This window comes from Aeromonas sp. ASNIH1 (assembly GCF_002934285.1).
GTDB lineage: Bacteria > Pseudomonadota > Gammaproteobacteria > Enterobacterales > Aeromonadaceae > Aeromonas > Aeromonas caviae.
In genome coordinates, this window is record NZ_CP026228.1 from 3879746 (window position 1) to 3896906 (window position 17161).

At 64.3% G+C, this 17161-nt stretch carries 12 protein-coding genes and 1 pseudogene; 3 read left to right on the plus strand and 10 right to left on the minus strand.

The features are described 5' to 3' along the window. Positions 1–96: 96 nt before the first annotated feature. From C2U37_RS18885 to C2U37_RS18900, 4 genes are all read right to left on the minus strand, one after another. Positions 97–1752, minus strand: coding sequence for a cation acetate symporter (locus C2U37_RS18885; protein WP_039039048.1), 1656 nt, complete (start codon positions 1750–1752; stop codon positions 97–99). Then, complete coding sequence (locus C2U37_RS18890; RefSeq protein WP_039039049.1) at positions 1749–2060, minus strand: DUF485 domain-containing protein; 312 nt, start codon at positions 2058–2060, stop codon at positions 1749–1751. The genes C2U37_RS18885 and C2U37_RS18890 overlap by 4 nt, the downstream gene beginning before the upstream one ends. A gap of 107 nt (positions 2061–2167) precedes the next feature. Next, a complete protein-coding gene (locus C2U37_RS18895) occupies positions 2168–2794 on the minus strand; it encodes a 3'-5' exonuclease (protein WP_104452892.1) in 627 nt (208 codons plus the stop codon). Between the two features lie 2 nt (positions 2795–2796). Then, complete coding sequence (locus C2U37_RS18900) at positions 2797–4584, minus strand: putative nucleotidyltransferase substrate binding domain-containing protein (RefSeq protein ID WP_041211372.1); 1788 nt, start codon at positions 4582–4584, stop codon at positions 2797–2799. 158 nt (positions 4585–4742) lie between these two features. On the opposite strand from C2U37_RS18900, the gene C2U37_RS18905 reads away from it, so the two are divergent. Continuing rightward, complete coding sequence (locus C2U37_RS18905; protein WP_010674581.1) at positions 4743–5549, plus strand: crotonase/enoyl-CoA hydratase family protein; 807 nt, start codon at positions 4743–4745, stop codon at positions 5547–5549. A 67-nt stretch (positions 5550–5616) separates the two neighbouring features. Here the strand turns inward: C2U37_RS18905 and C2U37_RS18910 are convergent, their stop codons facing one another. Next, the gene (locus C2U37_RS18910) at positions 5617–7116 is read right to left on the minus strand and encodes an alanine/glycine:cation symporter family protein (protein WP_010674582.1); all 1500 of its coding nucleotides are present in this window, start codon (positions 7114–7116) and stop codon (positions 5617–5619) included. Between the two features lie 330 nt (positions 7117–7446). Here C2U37_RS18910 and C2U37_RS18915 point away from each other — a divergent pair, with 330 nt between their 5' ends. Together C2U37_RS18915 and C2U37_RS18920 are read left to right on the plus strand one after the other, a co-directional pair. Further along, positions 7447–7860 carry a GNAT family N-acetyltransferase gene (locus C2U37_RS18915; RefSeq protein ID WP_029314462.1) on the plus strand — a complete coding sequence of 138 codons (414 nt, stop codon included), beginning with the start codon at positions 7447–7449 and terminating at the stop codon, positions 7858–7860. Positions 7861–7878: 18 nt separating this feature from the next. Then, on the plus strand, positions 7879–8688 hold the full coding sequence (locus tag C2U37_RS18920; protein WP_104452893.1) for a zinc-dependent peptidase: 810 nt from the start codon (positions 7879–7881) through the stop codon (positions 8686–8688). Between the two features lie 80 nt (positions 8689–8768). On the opposite strand, the gene C2U37_RS18925 is transcribed toward C2U37_RS18920, so the two are convergent. The 5 genes and pseudogenes from C2U37_RS18925 to C2U37_RS18945 form a co-directional block, all read right to left on the minus strand. Beyond that, on the minus strand, positions 8769–9365 hold the full coding sequence (locus C2U37_RS18925) for an acetate uptake transporter (protein WP_029314465.1): 597 nt from the start codon (positions 9363–9365) through the stop codon (positions 8769–8771). Positions 9366–10478: 1113 nt separating this feature from the next. Then, positions 10479–13386 (minus strand): annotated as a pseudogene (locus C2U37_RS18930) (DUF748 domain-containing protein). A gap of 271 nt (positions 13387–13657) precedes the next feature. Next, positions 13658–14071, minus strand: a complete 414-nt coding sequence (locus C2U37_RS18935; protein ID WP_010674587.1) for a MerR family transcriptional regulator — start codon at positions 14069–14071, stop codon at positions 13658–13660. A 54-nt stretch (positions 14072–14125) separates the two neighbouring features. Further along, a complete protein-coding gene (locus tag C2U37_RS18940) occupies positions 14126–15097 on the minus strand; it encodes a hydroxymethylglutaryl-CoA lyase (protein ID WP_010674588.1) in 972 nt (323 codons plus the stop codon). Beyond that, positions 15094–17058 (minus strand): acetyl/propionyl/methylcrotonyl-CoA carboxylase subunit alpha, encoded by a 1965-nt coding sequence (locus C2U37_RS18945; RefSeq protein ID WP_104452894.1) that lies wholly within the window; start codon positions 17056–17058, stop codon positions 15094–15096. The genes C2U37_RS18940 and C2U37_RS18945 overlap by 4 nt, the downstream gene beginning before the upstream one ends. Positions 17059–17161 lie beyond the last annotated feature (103 nt).

Consider the following 17161-nt stretch of genomic DNA (forward strand, 5'->3'; position numbering starts at 1 on the left):
CCGGCAACGGGCTCCGGCCTCTCTTGCAGAGGGGAGGCGAGGGGGCGGTCATGAAAAAAGCCGGCACTGGGCCGGCTTGGATGCGTGGGATGCTACTTAGTGGGCGGAGGCGCCGGAGGCACCGAGCCCGGTCTGGGAGCGGACGAACTGCGGGAAGAACTTCGCATGCTCGTCGGAGGCTGCCTGGGACTTGTCGGTGACCGAGAAGAACCAGATCCCGATGAAGGCCAGCCCCATGGAGAAGAGCGCCGGGTATTCGTAGGGGAAGATGGCCTGGGCATGACCCAGCACCTTCACCCAGACGGTGGGGCCCAGGATCATCAGGGTCACGGCGCTGATGAGACCGAGCCAGCCGCCATAGACGGCGCCACGGGTGGTCAGGCGGGACCAGAACATGGAGAGGAAGAGCACCGGGAAGTTGCAGCTCGCCGCGATGGAGAAGGCCAGGCCCACCATGAAGGCGATGTTCTGCTTCTCGAACAGGATGCCAAGGCCGATGGCGACCACACCCAGCACCAGGGTGGTCATCTTGGAGACACGCAGCTCGTCGGCCTCGTTGGCCTTGCCTTCCTTGATGACGCAGGCATAGAGGTCGTGAGAGACCGCGGAGGCCCCCGCCAGGGTCAGCCCGGCCACGACCGCCAGTATGGTGGCAAACGCCACGGCGGAGATGAAGCCCAGGAACAGGCTGCCGCCCACCGCATCGGCCAGATGGACCGCCGCCATGTTGGTGCCCCCCAGCAGGGCGCCGGTGGCGTCCTTGAAGTCCGGGTTGGTGCTGACCAGCAGGATGGCGCCAAAGCCGATGATGAAGGTGAGGATGTAGAAGTACCCGATGAAGCCGGTGGCATAGAACACCGATTTACGGGCTTCCTTGGCATCGCTCACGGTAAAGAAGCGCATCAGGATGTGGGGCAGACCTGCGGTACCGAACATCAGGGCCAGCCCAAGGGAGATGGCGGAGATGGGGTCGGCGACCAGGCCGCCCGGGCTCATGATGGCCGCACCATTGGCATGCACCTTGACCGCTTCGCTGAACAGGGTACCGACGTCGAAGTTGACGGACTTCATCACCATGATGGCCATGAAGGAGGCACCGGAGAGCAGCATCACCGCCTTGATGATCTGTACCCAGGTGGTGGCCAGCATGCCGCCGAACAGCACGTAGAGCACCATCAGGATGCCGACCAGCACCACGGCCACGTGGTATTGGAGGCCGAACAGCAGCTCGATGAGCTTGCCGGCACCGACCATCTGGGCGATGAGGTAGAGGGCGACCACCACTAGGGAGCCGCTGGCGGAGAGGCTGCGCACCGAGGTCTGCTTGAGGCGGTAGGAGGCCACGTCGGCAAAGGTGTACTTGCCGAGGTTGCGCAGCCGCTCCGCGATCAGGAACAGTATGATGGGCCAGCCCACCAGGAAGCCGATGGAGTAGATGAGACCGTCGTAGCCCGAGGTATAGACCAGGGCGGAGATGCCGAGGAAGGAGGCGGCGGACATGTAGTCACCGGCGATGGCCAGACCGTTCTGGAAGCCGGTGATGCGCCCGCCGGCGGCATAGTAGTCGGAAGCCGAACGGTTGCGCTTGGAGGCCCAGTAGGTGATGAACAGGGTGGCGGCCACGAAGACCACGAACATCACGATGGCCGAGATATTGAGGGGTTGGCGTTGCACCTCGCCGCTGATGGCGTCGGCCGCCAGCAAGGGGGTGGAGATCAGACCTGCCAGCGGCAGCAGAAACTTGCCTTTCATGATTGCGCTCCCTTGAGGATCTTCTGGTTCAGCTCGTCGAACTCGCCGTTGGCACGAAATACGTAGATACCGGTCAGCACGAAGGCCGATACGATGAGACCAATCCCGACCGGGATACCACGGGTGATGCTGGAGCCTTCGCTCAAGGGGGTGCCAAGCCAGCCCGGTGCAAAGGCGATGAGCAGGATGAACGCCAGGTAGAGCCCCAGCATCAGGATGGAGAGGGTCCAGGCAAAACGCTGGCGTTTGGCGACCAGTGCCTGGAAGTTGGGATCTTGCTGGATCCGAAGATACGGTTGCTGTTCCATTGCAGTTCTCCATGACAGTGAATGTCAGCGGTGGATGAGGGGTTCCCTACCGGACAGCACGGCTGTCCATGTAATCAAAATGTGAATTAAATGTTATTCGTGGACAATTAGACTTTGGGATAAGCCAGCGGGCCGCCCTGATGCAGGCGTACAAAGACAAGGGCGGCGGTGACGGCATCGCTCAGGGCGTCGTGGGGGGGCAGGGCTGGCAGCGCCAGATGGCGACAGATCGCGGCCAGGTGCAGATCGATGGCGGCATCGGGATAGCGGCGATAGAGGTGATCGTGATAGAGGCGGCTCACCTCGATGCCGCGCTGGGGCAGGGTGAGCCGCCACAGCCGTTGGCAGGCGAGGTTGAGAATGCGCAGGTCATAGGCGATGTGATACCCCACCAGCTCACGGGGGCCGATGAACTCCAGCAGCGCGCTCAGCGCGGGCTCCAGTGCCATTCCCTGTTGCAGATCCTGATGGCGCAGGCCGTGGATCACCACGGACCCGGCGTTCAGGCTGGCGGGAGCCTGGACCCGGATGGCAAGGGCATCGCCCGTCTCTATCCGGTTGCCCCGGATGCGCACCGCCCCGATGGAGACGATCTCCGCCAGCGCCGGATCCAGGCTGGTGGTCTCGAAGTCCAGCGCCACCCACTCGTCGCCAGCAGGGCGGGCAAAGAGCGGGGCAAACTCCCCCTCCCGAAACGTCCTGCCAAGCCAGCGGCGGCGCCAGTGCATCCACATCGCTATTGCCTAAGACGAAAGTGCAAGGTGAGCCATTGCTGGAACTTCTTCACCTGGTGCAGGGCATGGCGCAGCAGATCCCGCTCTGCGGGGCCGAGGTCGGCCACCCGCACCCGTCCGTCTCCCTCCTGCAACTGGCTGCGCAGCCGAAGCCGCATGAACAGCCGGAAGGCCTCCGCCAGATTGGTGCCATAGTCCCGGCTGAGGCGTCCCTGGCCCACCAGGGCCTCGATGCGCCCCGTGGTCGAGGTCTCCAGGATCCCCGCCTCCAGGGAGAGTACCCGGACGCCGTGGACCAGAGGGAAGAGGCCGCCCCGCTTGAGATCCAGCCCCTCCGGGGCTTGCTCCAGCCTGCCAAAGAGGGTGAGGGGGGCGTGAAAGGCGACGGCGGCCCTTGCCATCTCCGCCAGCAGATCCGGCCGGTCGGCGAGGCAGGCCCGCAGGTGACGGGCGACGGGGGCGAGCCGGGCGCGATCTCCCGTGATGGCCTGGGCATCTGCCAGGGTGGCGAGCCAGAGCAGATCCGCTTCGCTGGCGCGCACACAGGCCTGCTCTATCCCTTGCAGCCAGCCGCCAAGCGGCTTCACCCAGGCCGGGTTGTTGACCATCACCCTGCCCGGGCAAGGGGGATAACCCAGGCGCGCCAGCAGGGCGCTGAAGGCGGCCAGATCCGCCGACTGGGTGGGCCACGGCAGGCCATCCGGCAGGATCAGGGCATTGTCCTGATCGGTTTTCTGGATCTGTTCGCCACGCCCCTCCGACCCCAGCATCAGCAGGCACACCTGCTCTTGCTGCGCCGCGGGGATCACCAGGGAAAAGGCCTTGGCGATCAACTGCTCGTTGATGGTGGCGATGAGCTTCATCAGGAACAGGGTGTGGATCCCCTGGGCAAACAGGGAGCGAATGAGCTGCTGCTGCTCCCGGGCGACCGCCTCGAGGGCGGCCGGGGAGTCGGCGCGGGCGATGCGCAGGGTCAACACATGGGAGTGGGTGGAGAAGAGCCCGAGCACCTGGGTCAAATGCAGGATGCCTGCCACCTCCTGCCCCTGCCAGATGACCAGGCGCTTGATGCGGTGGCGGGTCATCAGCAGCAGGGCATCGAACAGATAGCTCCCCAGTGGCAGACCCGTCAGCGGGGTGGGGGTCAGCACCGCCAGCGGCGCACTGAGCGGCAATCCCTTGAGGGTGAGGGCGTGGAGCAGGGTCTTGCGGGTGGCCAGGCTCAGGCTGCCGTCTGCTCCGGGATAGAGCAGGCAGTCGGTGCCCCTGGCCACCATGGCCTCGGTGGCGGCCAGGAGCGAGAGGCTGCTTTCCACGATGAGCGGCGCCTGCAGATGGTCGGGAGCGATGCGGGTCAGGATGAACTCCGCCAGGTTCTGCTGCCCGAGCTGGCTGCGCCGCTCCTGCTCCCGCTGGCGCTCCGCCAGGGTGGCGGTGAAGTAGCGGGCGATATGGGGGTGCGCGTCGCACAGTGCCAGAAAGACGGGGCGGGGAATGAGCTGGCAGAGGGTATCTTCCAGGGCGGCGAAACGGTGGCGGCAGTGCCCGTCAAACTGGGCACGGACGTCGAACATGTCCCCCTCGCCATAGTCGCCAAAGGATTGATGGGGGGCAGACTCTTCCACGGCCCCCTTGATGATGAGGTAGAGCCCGGCGGGCTCCTCCCCGGCGTGCTGCACCGTCTGGCCCGCGCGAAAGTAGCAGATGCTGAGGTGCTGACCGAGCCGCTGGCGTGCCTCCTCGTCCAGGCCGTCGAACGGTGGACGGGCAAAATTGAACAGAAGTGACATGAGAGGCTCCACCGTGACCATGGGGCCAGTCTGACAAAGGCTCCACCACCGGGCCAGCCGACTTTAGTCGCAGGCCCGGGGCGGCCTCCCTGTACCTGCCCATAACACTCTGGTAACGTTGTGGTATGACCAGTTGAATCAAAAGGACGAAGACGGAGATGGAAAAGCCAAGGGTCAAATGGGTGTTTCAGGAGGGGATCGCCGAGGTGATGCTCTGCCGGGGGGACAAGCTCAACGCGCTGGATCGGGCCATGTTCGACGCCATCGACGAGACGCTGAACGCGCTATCCCGGCAAAAAGGGCTGCGGGCCGTGATCCTGCACGGGGAGGGGCGGGCGTTCTGCGCCGGGCTGGATGTGAAATCCATGCTGAGGCAGCCTGTGGCGGCGCTGGAGATCCTCAAGCGCGAGGCGGACGAGGCGACCAACCTGGCCCAGCGGGTGGCCTATGGCTGGCATCAACTGCCGGTGCCCGTGATTGCGGTGACCCAGGGGGTCTGTTTTGGCGGCGGCCTGCAAATAGCGCTCGGCGCCGATTTTCGCTTCAGCACCCCGGATTGCCGCTTCTCGGTGATGGAGATCAAGTGGGGCATCATCCCCGACATGAGCGGCAGCGTCACCCTGCGCAACCTGATGGGGATGGATACCGCCATGGAGCTTGCCATGAGCGGGCGCGAGCTGGAAGCCAGCGAAGCCAAGTCCCTCGGCCTGGTGAGCCGGGTGTGCGCGGATCCCCTGGAAGAGGCGCGGGCCTTTGCCCGGACCCTGATCACCAAGTCGCCGGATGCGCTGGCGGGGATCAAGCAGCTCTACACCCAGGCCTGGGCTCGCAGTGACGAGGCCATGCTCAAGGAAGAGACCCGGTTGCAGAGGCAGATCCTGGGGCGCCCCAACCAGTGGCGGGCGACCCTCAACAGCCTGTTTCGCTGGCGCCTGCCATTCGGACCGCGCCGCAACGCGCTTTGAACCCCTCACCCATCCAACACAAATGAAAATGGCAGCCGAAGCTGCCATTTTGCATTGTGCCGTCTGATTACTTGGCAACGGTATCCGGGTCCGCCTCGAAGGGGTGGCCGGTTTGCTCGCGCATCAGGTTTACTTCGGCGCGGTTTTCAATCCAGTAGTCCGCGTTCTTGATGCCGAGCTTTTCCGGGTGGAACACGGGATCCAGACCCTTGGCCAGCTGTGCCTCGTAGTCTTTCAGACAGGCGAAAGCCGGCTTTTGCAGCATCAGGATGGCACCGATGTTGAGCCAGGCCATCAGGCCGACCCCGATGTCACCCAGGCCCCAGGCCAGATCGGCGGTCTTGACGGTGCCGTAGACGGTGGCAGCCATCAGCGCAATCTTCAGCAGGAAGGTGAGCCAGGGGCGGTTAATCTTGCGGTTGACAAAAGCGATGTTGGTTTCGGCGATGTAGTAGTAGGCCACGATGGTGGTGAAGGCGAAGAAGAACAGGGCGATGGCGACGAAGTAGTTGCCAAAGCCTGGCATCATGCTCTCCATGGCGGTCTGCACATAGCCGGGGCCTGCCGCGATGCCGGCGATGCCGGTGTAGAGGGCGGCACCGTCCGGACCCTGCACGTTGTACAGGCCAGTGATGAGCAGCATGAAGCCGGTGGCGGAGCAGACGAACAGGGTGTCGATATAGACGGAGAACGCCTGCACCAGGCCCTGCTTGGCCGGGTGGCTCACCGCCGCGGCGGAGGAGGCGTGGGGGCCAGTCCCCTGGGCGGCTTCGTTGGAGTAGACCCCGCGCTTGACACCCCACATGATGGCCAGACCCAGAATGGCGCCGAAGCCGGCTTCCATCCCGAAGGCACTCTTCCAGATGAGCAGGATCACGCCCGGCAGTTGGCCGATGTTCAGGGCGATGATGACGCAGGCCACGATGATGTAACCCAGCGCCATGAAGGGCACCACGGTACTGGCGAAATTGGCGATGCGTTTGACGCCGCCGAAGATGATGAAACCGAGCAGCAGCGCCAGACCGGCGGCGGTCACGTTGGGGTCGATGGCAAAGGCGGTCTGCAGGCTGGAGCCGATGGAGTTTGCCTGCACGCCCGGCAGCAGCACGCCGCAGGCGAAGATGGTGGCGATGGCGAAGGTCCAGGCATACCACTTCATGCCCAGGCCCTTCTCGATGTAGAAGGCCGGACCGCCGCGATATTCACCGTTGATCTTCTCCTTGTAGACCTGGCCCAGGGTGGACTCCACGAAGGCGGAGCTGGCGCCAAGGAAGGCGACCATCCACATCCAGAACAGGGCGCCCGGGCCGCCGAAGGTGATGGCAGTGGCCACACCGGCGATGTTGCCGGTACCGACGCGACCGGCCAGGGTCATGGAGAGTGCCTGGAAGGAGGAGACACCGGCATCGTTGCCCTTGCCCTGAAACATCAGGCGTATCATGCCTTTCAAGTGGCGCAGTTGCAGGAAACGGCTGCGCAGGGAGAAGTAGAGGCCTACCCCCAGACACAGATAGATGAGCGCTGGGCTCCAAATCACGCCATTGATGGCATTGACGATCTCATTCATGTACAACAACTCCTTTGTTGCGCTGTCTTGGCGAGGTCTATATGCCTCGCTCCCTTAACATTGAAATATGCGGTGACCAAGGGGGTCACTCAGGATTGTGCGGGACTTTCGACTGGTTAGTCCGCGGGATTTAACATATCGGTTTGTTCAGGGCCTTCCTAGTGAAAAGTGTTGTGGCTTTGTTAATTTGTGAATTGACATTAACAAATGGTGAATGGAACTGGACAAGATTCGGTACATACCCATCATCTGCCGCTTTGCCATGCCCAGAGGGCTGATTGAGGTAATGCAAATAGGAGGCCAGGAGTGGCAACAAGGGAAAACAGATACATCATTCGCCTCGCCGGGGAGGCGGATGGGGCCGGATTGACGGGGTTGTTTGCCCAGTTGGGCTACCCCAACCCTGACGGGGCGGTCAGCGCCAGGCTGGCCCAGCCCGATCCGGCGCGGGAGGTACTGGTAGCCCTGTGCGAGGGGATCCCGGTGGGGGTGCTGGTGTGGCACCACTTGCAACCCATGCACCTTGCACCAGCCTGGGGCCTGATCTCGGCGCTGGTTGTCGATGAGGGTGCAAGGGGCGGGGGCATCGGGGCCCTGCTGCTGGCGGCGGCAGAGCAGCGGGCGGCAGCCCTGGGGTGCGGCCAGCTGGAGCTCTCCAGCAGCCTCAAGCGCGAAGGGGCGCACCGATTTTATCTGGCGCAAGGGTATTGCGAGCGTCCGAAACGTTTTGTGAAAGCTGTCTGATTGGCAAGAGGAGTCTGTGTGTTCTGGTCCAGGTTGAAAGAGGTATTGGGTGGTGCATCTCCCCGGGAGCCTCGTCTCCCAGAAGAGCAGGAGTGGCGCGAGGCGCTGGCGGCGGTGCCCATCTTGCAGGGGCTTGAAGAAGAAGAGGCGCAGAGGCTGATGGAGCTGGCGCGCCATTTTCTCTCGCGCAAGACCCTCACCCAGATCGGGGTGGAACTGACGCCCCGCCAGCAGGGGGTGCTGGCCCTGCAGGCAGTGCTGCCCATCCTGCACCTGGGGTTCGATTGGTATCGAGGTTTCCACGAGGTGATCATCATCCCCGAGCCCGTGACCCGTCGTCAGGAGGTGCAGGACGAGTTCGGGCTGGTGAGCGAATTTGAAGAGGAGAACGCCGGTGAATCCTGGCCCCAGGGGCCACTGGTGCTGGCCTGGAGCGAATTGCAGCAGGACGGGGACTGGGACGGATTCAACCTGGTGATCCATGAGCTTGCCCACAAGCTCGACATGCTGGGAGGGGATGCGGACGGTGCACCGCCCCTGCCGCGGGGCATGGATCCCCAGCAATGGACCCGGGCGCTGCAAGGTGCGTTTGACGAGATGAACGATCAGTTGACCAGTGAGGAGGTGACCGAGATAGACCCCTACGCCGCCTCGCACCCCGCCGAATTCTTCGCGGTGTGCAGCGAGAGCTTCTTCACCGATCCGTTGCGTCTGCGTGCCGTCTACCCTGCGGTCTATGACCAGTTCGCCCGCTTCTACGGTCAGGATCCCGCTGCCCGCTACCCGGCCACCCGGTTGCTGGCCGGAGATCCCGGAGCGCAGGGCTGACCGGCACTGCGTCCGGGCGGCAGAAACACAAAAGGCACCCCTGAGGGTGCCTTTTTCGTGACAGCGATGTCGCCGGGTGCTTAGGCAGCGGCTTTGAGCTGGGCGGGAGCGGCTTTCTTCTGCTCGCCGATGGGCAGCACGGTGCGACCGAACTGCTCGTTGATCACGGTGGCCATGGCCAGGTAGATGGCGCTGGCGCCGCAGATGATGCCTTCGAAACCGGCGATGGTGCCGATCAGGGTACTGCCGGTGAAGTCACGGGCAGCCAGCAGGAAGAACAGCACGGTCAGGGAGGCGAACACGAACTGCTTCACGCGGGGGAAGTTGACGGTCCCGATCAGCATGAACAGGGTGAACATGCCCCACATCAGCAGGTACCAGCCCATGTAGGCGTGCGGGGTGGCCTCGGCCAGACCCATGGTCGGCATCACCAGCAGGAACACCAGGCTCCACCAGAAGGTGCCGTAGGAGATGAAGGCGGTGACACCGAAGGTGTTGCCACGCTTGTACTCCATGATGCCGGCGATGATCTGGGCCAGACCGCCATAGCACAGACCCATGGCCAGGATCATGGCGCTGATGGGGAAGAAACCTGCGTTATGGATGTTCAGCAGAATGGTGGTCATACCGAAACCCATCAGACCCAGAGGGGCAGGGTTGGCCAATTTTTCGCTCACGTGGTGTTCTCCAACAATAGAGGTGGGGTTGATAAAAGACGCGCGATTTTAGGCAGGCTCAGGGGCCCGGGCAAGGGGGGGACACACAGAAATGGTAAAAAAAGAACACGAAAGTTTAAGTGGCCAACCATTCGTGCCATTCAGGTAGACGAGTGGTGAATGAAAAACGTTTTCAACGTTGCGATTTTGTATAAAAGGCAACTTGGCATGAAAGTCGGCAACGACGATGGTGACTGGGACTGGTGAGGGAAACGCGCCCCGGATGGTCGCGTCATGGCGGTTTGATTGAAAAATGAGTTCATATGCCATCAGACCAGAGTGTTTCCCTCCTGTTTGTGGCGCATGGACCTCCCGTATCGCTTGCCATCGCAGTGTCCGTTGCGCTCCCCATTTTCTCGTCAACCCCGCGCTCGCCACCGTGTTCCCTACACAAGGGCGGGGCGCCTGAGAAACCCGCAGGCGCGCTGTGTTGACTGCCACGGGCGAAAGGGGCGCAAGATTAACGGGCAGGATCAGAGGCTGCCCTTGTCAGAAAGCCAGAGGCGGGATGGGCCATGGGCCCAGTAAAGACGCTTCGAAATGGAAGGGGGGCGCGGGGTTGGCCCTTTGGCGTGCGCGAGAGGGTGTTCAGGATTGGTCCGATTAGACACTGTATATCTAATCGGCCATCTATTTTGACATGCCGACATGCCGACATGCCGACATGCCGACATGCCGACATGCCGACATGCGGGATAACGGGATAACGGGATAACGGGATAACGGGATAACGAGATCTTTCGAGACGGCTAGCGAGAGATAAATCCTGATGGCAGGGGTCGGGGGAGGTTAGAGAAGGGGAGGCAAGCAGGGATAAGGCAGCTCCACCATGATGTCGCCGCCGCTAGGCACAAAGGGAACAGCAGGGGCAAAGCGCGGGACCAGCCACCGCCCGCTCGCTCCGGCGGGAAAGAAAGGGATGAGAAAGGGTCGAGCAACTGGCACCGCACGGGTATCTGGGCGGTGGGCACCTTAAATGGCCAGGAAGGCGTTATCCGGTGGGGGTCGGGGGTGGGAGCCCCTTGGGCCATATGCCGTCGGGGCAAACAAGAGGGGCATCCGGCGGGCGCCGGATCAGTTGTCCAGAGTCAGCACCACCTTGGCTTCCTTGTCCGTCTCCTTCACCTGGCTGTCGAGCACGAAGAGGCGCTCCGGCGCGATGCCCTGGGTATCCACCAGATACTCCTTGGTGTTCTGGGCGCGGCGCATGGCGAGGTTTCGCAGGGACTTGGCGGTGATGAGCTGCTGATCCCGTAGCAGGAGCACCGCCTGGGCGCGCAGGGCCTCGCTCCCTTCATCGAGTCGCAACCGGTCGGCCAGATCCCCGAGATCTTCGTTGAACTTAGCTTCATAGGCCTCTGCCAGTGCGGATTGCATGGCGGGATCCTGCTCCAGCAGCGTCAAATCCACCGGGCTGCCGGTGGTCTTGGCCAGCAGCCGCTCAAGCTTCTGGCGCTGGAGGATGGGGCGCTCTTCGTTGAAGTTGACCTTGCCGCGAATGTTCATGCTGAGCTTGGGCCTCTCCTTGAGGGCCTGCGCGAGGGTGGTCAGCTTGGTCTGCTGGGTCGGGGTCAGGGCGGGATCGCCAGGTAGGAAGGGGAGCTCGTCGAGATCCTTGGTGCCCCCCGTCAAGGACGCAAGCAGGGAGAAGGGGGAGGTGATGGCCTTGCCGAGGGTATTGCCGAGCACGTCCCAGAAGATGTTGCCCAGGCTGAAATCAGGCTGATCCAGATTGCCCTTCACCTTGAGGTTCATCTTGATGACGCCGTTCGAATCGCTCAGCAGGGCGATGGCGAGGCCGAGGGGCAGATCCTTGGCCTGCTCGCTCTTGACCTTCTCCCCGAGTTGCAGCTTCTTGATGGTGATGTCGTTGTCCCCCTCCAGCCGGTTGCCCTGCAGCTTGTAGTTGAGTTTCATGGAGAGCTGCCCCTTGTCGATGGCATAGCCTGCATAGGTGCTGGAGTAGGGGGTGAAGGTGGTGAGCTCCAGATTGTTGAAGGCCACGGCCACATCCAGCACGGGATCCTCGATGAGCAGGTTGGCGCCCCCCCGGATGGTGACGGGGGCGTAGCGGTCCACCTTGCCGTTGAAGGCGAGCTCGGAGCGCTGCCCCGGGGTGTTGCTGATATGGCGGCTCTGGCCGTCGAGGGAGGCGATGTCCACCACGAACTCCGGGCTCAGGCTGCGATCGGCGAAGCGCAGGTTGCCCTGGGCGGTACGGATCTGATCGATGACGATGTGCGGGGCGGGGGCGCTCTCCCTGGCGTTCGCGGCGGGTTGCGGCAGCAGCAGTTGCTGCACGTTGGTGATCCCCTCTTCGTTGATCTCGATGCGGGCATAGGGTTTGCTCAGCAGGATGTCGGCGATGCGCAGTTGCTGGCTCAGGCCATCATAGTGCAGGCCGCTCAATTGCAGATTCTCTATCTGGAGCAGGCGCTGGTTGTCGGCCCGATCCAACACGTTGAGCCCCGCGACCTCGAGTCCACCGCTTATCTCCAGCTTGCTGATGGCCCCCTGGCGGTCGGTGGCCAGGTCCAGCCTGGTGCGGCTGGCAAGCTCGCCGTCCCGTACGCTGATGCGCAGCAGATCCTGCAGGTAGGGTTGAGCCAGGGTCAGCGGCAGCCCCTGCTGGCGGATGGCGCCGTTCAGGGTGAAGGGGGTCAGCCCCAGGGTGCCGTCAAACGCCACCGTCGTCCTGGTGTCGAGGGTTGCGTTGAGGGTGAGGGGGCTGGGTTGGGCGGTCTGGCTGCCAAGGGGCCCCAGGGTGAGGGCGAGGGCGGAGATGGCCCGTTTCAGGGGCTTGCCGCTGGTGGCTTCGGTCAGAGTGAGGCTGCCCTGGTCGATGCGGGTCTGCTTGAGGGCCCATTGCCAGGGCTTGGCGGGGGTGGCCGGTTGTTTGCCCCCCTTGGGGGTCTTCTGGGGGATCAACAGGTCCGCGAGATCCAGTTGTTGCTGTTGGTCGAGGACGGCGGTGATGGCCGGGCTCTTGAGGGTGGCGGCATCGAGCTCAAGGCGCTGCTTGTTGCCATCGATGCGGATCCCGGTCAGCGCCAACTGCTTGAAGCGGGCAAATTCCTCCCCCTTGTTGCGTGTGAGCTGCCAGTTGGCCAGGGTCAGCTTGCCCTTTGACAACTGCCAGTCCAGTCCCTGCTTGCCCTGGGTGAGGCGATAGGCGAGCTCGGCGCTGGCCTCCCCTTTGGCGAGGGTCGCCTTGAGATAGGGGGCCCAGAGGGGGGGCGAAGGGGGCGATGGCCACCTTGCCAAGGCTGAGGTTGCCCTTGCCGGCGCCGCTCATCATGTCGAATTCCCCTTCGGCCTTGAGGGGGCTCTTCTCGTTGACGGTGGCGCACAGGCGATAGGGGTTGAGCACCCCGTCTGCGCTGGAAAAGCCGGGCAGGTGCAGGGCGAGCTTGTCCAGGGTGAGGGGCGGGACCCACCCCGGGCTGCTCTGCTTGCGGCTGTCCCGGTAGCTGAGCCGGCCCTGCTCGACGGACAGCTTGCCGATGGTCACCAGCACGGGCTCGGCGCTAGCTGGCGGTGTTTGCTCCGGCGCAGGGGCGAGCAGGGAGGCCAGTGCATCGGTCAGGTTGAAGCGTGCCTCCCCCTTGAGATCCTCGAGGCGCACCAGATCTGCCCTGGGGGCGGTCAGGGTGGCCTCTTCCAGTACCAGGGCGCGCTGCTGCCAGCTCGCTTTCAAGGCGGGAATGAGCTTCAGCTCTTCAAATGACACCAGTGCTTGCTGCTTGTCATCGAGCAGGGCGCTGGGCCCCAGCACGAGGGAGGGGGAGCGGATCCCCACCTCTATCTTGCCAAGGGAGAGGTGCAGACCGTAATGGGTGGCAAGCCAGCCGGGGAGATGGCGCTGGATGAGGGTCGGCGCCTGCCAGAGCAGGATGGTGATGCCGATGAGCAGGAGCGCGAGAAGATAGAGGGCATAGCGCAGCAGACGAGCGGGCAGAGGCTTGAGCATGATGGTCTCCATTTGATGCGCATATGGTAGCAATTAATCGTGCCCGGTTCATGGGAAGGACTCATGAGGTGCGCCGCACTCTGACCGGGCTGGGGAATTATTGTGCGACCAAGGCCGGATTTCCCCCGTTTGCCCCACCTCGCCGCTTGCCCAAACCGCCCAGTCTGTCCGGCATGCCGTGACGGGCGATGTGGGGAACAAGGGGGTTGCCGGGTCAGGGCCTGCCACTGCGAATATCCACTGGAAAACCGGGATACCGGGGGCGAGATACCCCCAGAGTCTGTCAATCCCCGTCGGTTTTCAAGCCGCCGAGGGAGTGGATGCAGCGCTGCTCGGCGGCATCGAGCTCGGCCATCACCATCTGGATGTCCTCCAGTTGCTGGCGCAGGGAGTGGCGTCTGGCCTCGATGAGCTGGATCATGGAGTGAAGCTGCATCCGGCTGGAGCGGTCGGTGTCGTACATGTCGAACAGCTCGCGGATCTCCGCCAGGCTGAACCCGAGGCGCTTGCCGCGCAGGGTCAGTTTCAGGCGGATCCTGTCCTTGTGGCTGTAGATACGGGTCTGCCCCTCCCGGGTCGGGGTGATGAGCCCCTCGTCCTCGTAATAGCGGATGGTGCGGGGGGTGATGTCGAACTCCTGGGCCAGCTCCGAGATGCTGTAGGTCCTCTCCTTGCCACTGGCGTGTCTGGCTCTCATGGTGCGCCCTCCTGATGAGCTGGCGGGGTCCTGGCCCCGCGGCAAGGGCCGGGTTCATGATGCATGATGGCCTCCCGGGGGGCGCTGCTCACGCTCTTGTGCGAAGCGCCGCCCCCTCCCGTGCAGGGCCTGGCCGACCCGGGAGCCGTTGGGGCGCCCCAGCAGCTCGCTCACCCACTGGCCGGTGGCGGCCAGCTGGTCGAGGTCGACGCCGGTGCTCATGCCAAGGCCGTGCAGCAGATAGACCACCTCTTCCGACGCCACATTGCCGGAGGCACCGGGGGCATAGGGGCAGCCGCCGAGCCCGGCCACCGAGCAGTCGATGGTGCGGATCCCGCGCTCGAGCGCCGGCAGCAGGTTGGCCAGCCCCTGGCCGTAGGTGTCGTGAAAATGAACCGCAAGCCGGCCCGCCGGGATCTCGTGCAGCACCGCATCCAGCATGGGAGCCACGGTGCCCGGGGTGCCGACGCCGATGGTGTCGCCGAGGGATATCTCATGGCAGCCCAGATCCAGCAGCCGCTCGGCAAGGGCGGCGACCCGTTTCGGGCGGGTCGGGCCGTCGAACGGGCAGGCGATGACGGTGGAGAGGTAGCCGCGCACCTTGATGCCGAGGCTGCGCGCCTCCTGCACCAGGGGAGCGAAGCGCACCAGGGACTCCTCCACGCTGATGCCGATGTTGGCTCGGGTGAAGCCGTCCGAGCAGGCGGTGAAGAGACCTATCTCGTCGGCGCGTGCGGCGACGGCGGCCTGCAGACCCTGCAGATTGGGCACCAGGGCGCCATAGCGGGTCGGCCCCCTGCGCGGCAGGGCATTAAAGAGTGCGGCGGAATCCGCCATCTGCGGCACCTTCTTGGGCGACACGAAGGCCCCCACCTCGATGCGCTGCAACCCGCTCTCGGCCAGGTGGGCGATGAGCGCCAGCCGCTGCGCCAGGGAGAGGGTGGCGGTCTCATTTTGCAGGCCGTCCCGCGGCCCCATCTCCACCAGGCTGACCTTGTCGTCCCGGTTCTCGTGCGTGTGGCTCATGAGCGCTCCTCCTGCGCGGTATGGTCCTCGGCAAAGCGCACCAGCACGGCGCCCTGGCTCACCTGTTCGCCCTGGCGGCACTGCAGGGCCTCAATCACCCCGTCCCGGTCAGCTTTGAGGACGTGCTCCATCTTCATTGCCTCCAGCACCAGCAGGGGTTGCCCCTTGCTGACCGGCTGGCCGGCCTCGACCTGCAGCGCCACCACGATGCCGTGCATGGGGGCCAGGATGCCCGGGACATGGCTCGTGTCGTGATCATGGTGGAGCTGATGATGCTGATCATCGAGCGAGAAGCGGATGCGCCTGCCCGCCAGGTGCAGCAAATAGGCGTCCTCGCCGAGGGGCTGCACCGGATAGCGCTGCCAATGTCCACCCTGGCACAGGCGGATCTGTTCTGACCCGAGTTCAAACGGGATCTGCTCGCCTTGCCAGAGTAGGCTGCCTGCCCGCTCGGCGAGGGTGAGAGTGCGGGTCTCCTCGCCGATGCGCACCGTGGCGCAAAAGCGGCGGGTGGGGCCCAGCCGAAAGCCTGCGGCCTGCTGCCAGGGGGAGGCATCGCGCTCGCAAGTGGCGAGCCAGAGGGTGGCGAGGGGCCAGGCGAGCGCAGGAACGGGCAGGGTGTCGGTGGGAATGGGCCACTGGGTGTGGTGGCGCATCGCCAGCACCTCTGGCGCTTCGCACAGGCGCTGCAGGAGCGGGCCGTTGTGCACCAGAGGGCCGAGATCCAGGGCTGCCAGGGCATCGGCCAGGGTGGCAAAGGCTTCGCTGCGGCTCGGTGCGTGGGCGACGAGCTTGGCGATCATGGGGTCGTAATAGGGGCTCACCTCATCGCCAGCGGTGACGCCGGTGTCGATGCGCACCCCCTTGGGCCAGGTGAGCCAGTGGATGGGGCCGCTCGCTGGCAGAAAACCGGCGGCCACGTCTTCGGCGTAGAGGCGCGCCTCCACCGCGTGGCCACGCAGCACCACCTGTTCCTGGGTGAGGGGCAGCGGTTTGCCCTCGGCCACCGCCAGCTGCCAGGCCACCAGATCCTGGCCTGTGATGGCCTCGGTAACCGGGTGCTCCACCTGCAACCGGGTGTTCATCTCCATGAAGAAGAACTCCTCCCCGCAGAGCAAAAACTCGATGGTGCCCGCCCCCCGATAGGCGATGGCCTTGGCCGCCGCCACGGCCGCCTCGCCCATGGCGCGGCGCAGGGCAGGGGAGATGTCGGGGGCGGGGGCCTCCTCGATCACCTTCTGGTGGCGGCGCTGCAAGGAGCAGTCCCGATCCCCCAGATAGATGGCGTTGCCAAGGGCATCGGCAAAGACCTGCACCTCCACGTGACGGGCGCGGGGGAGATAGCGCTCCAGCAGCACATGGTCGTCGCCAAAGGCGGCACTCGCCTCCCGCTTGACCGCCGCCAGGGCGTCGTCAAAGTCGGCCAGCTGATCGACCCGCCGCATCCCCTTGCCACCGCCGCCGCTGGCCGCCTTGATAAGGAGCGGGAAGCCCACCCGGCTCGCCTGATCGCGCAAAAAGTCGGGATGCTGATCCGCGCCGTGATAACCGGGCAGCACGGGGACGCCGGCTGCCTGCATCAGCCCTTTGGCCCCCGACTTGTCCCCCATGGCGAGGATGGCGGCGCCGCTTGGGCCGACAAAGCGCACGCCCCGCTGCTCGCAGGCGGTGGCAAAGTCGCTGTTCTCGGAGAGGAAACCGTAGCCCGGGTGGATGGCGTCGGCATTCGCTTCTTTGGCAATCTTGAGCACCTTGCCGGTGTCGAGGTAGCTCTCCCGGGCGGGGGCCGGCCCCAGATGCCAGGCTTCGTCGGCTTCGCGCACGTGCATGGCGCGGGCATCGGCGTCCGAGTAGAGGGCGATGGTGTGAATGCCGAGGCGCCGTGCTGTCTTGATGATGCGCACGGCGATTTCACCGCGATTGGCGATCAGCAGGCGCTTGATGGGAGTGTGATGGGTCATGCTGCCTCCCTGTTGTTCAAGGCGCACAAGTGCGAAGCGTGTTGATCCACACTCCCGTTATATTGACCACAGTTGGCGATCAGCAGGTGCTTGATGAGGTGGT

Coding starts and splice junctions, on each gene's coding strand:
- C2U37_RS18895 (WP_104452892.1), bottom strand. CDS start 2,794: ATGTGGATGCACTGGCGCCGCCGCTGGCTTGGCAGGACGTTTCGGGAG.
- C2U37_RS18890 (WP_039039049.1), bottom strand. CDS start 2,060: ATGGAACAGCAACCGTATCTTCGGATCCAGCAAGATCCCAACTTCCAG.
- C2U37_RS18900 (WP_041211372.1), bottom strand. CDS start 4,584: ATGTCACTTCTGTTCAATTTTGCCCGTCCACCGTTCGACGGCCTGGAC.
- C2U37_RS18945 (WP_104452894.1), bottom strand. CDS start 17,058: ATGACCCATCACACTCCCATCAAGCGCCTGCTGATCGCCAATCGCGGT.
- C2U37_RS18910 (WP_010674582.1), bottom strand. CDS start 7,116: ATGAATGAGATCGTCAATGCCATCAATGGCGTGATTTGGAGCCCAGCG.
- C2U37_RS18935 (WP_010674587.1), bottom strand. CDS start 14,071: ATGAGAGCCAGACACGCCAGTGGCAAGGAGAGGACCTACAGCATCTCG.
- C2U37_RS18885 (WP_039039048.1), bottom strand. CDS start 1,752: ATGAAAGGCAAGTTTCTGCTGCCGCTGGCAGGTCTGATCTCCACCCCC.
- C2U37_RS18905 (WP_010674581.1), top strand. CDS start 4,743: ATGGAAAAGCCAAGGGTCAAATGGGTGTTTCAGGAGGGGATCGCCGAG.
- C2U37_RS18940 (WP_010674588.1), bottom strand. CDS start 15,097: ATGAGCCACACGCACGAGAACCGGGACGACAAGGTCAGCCTGGTGGAG.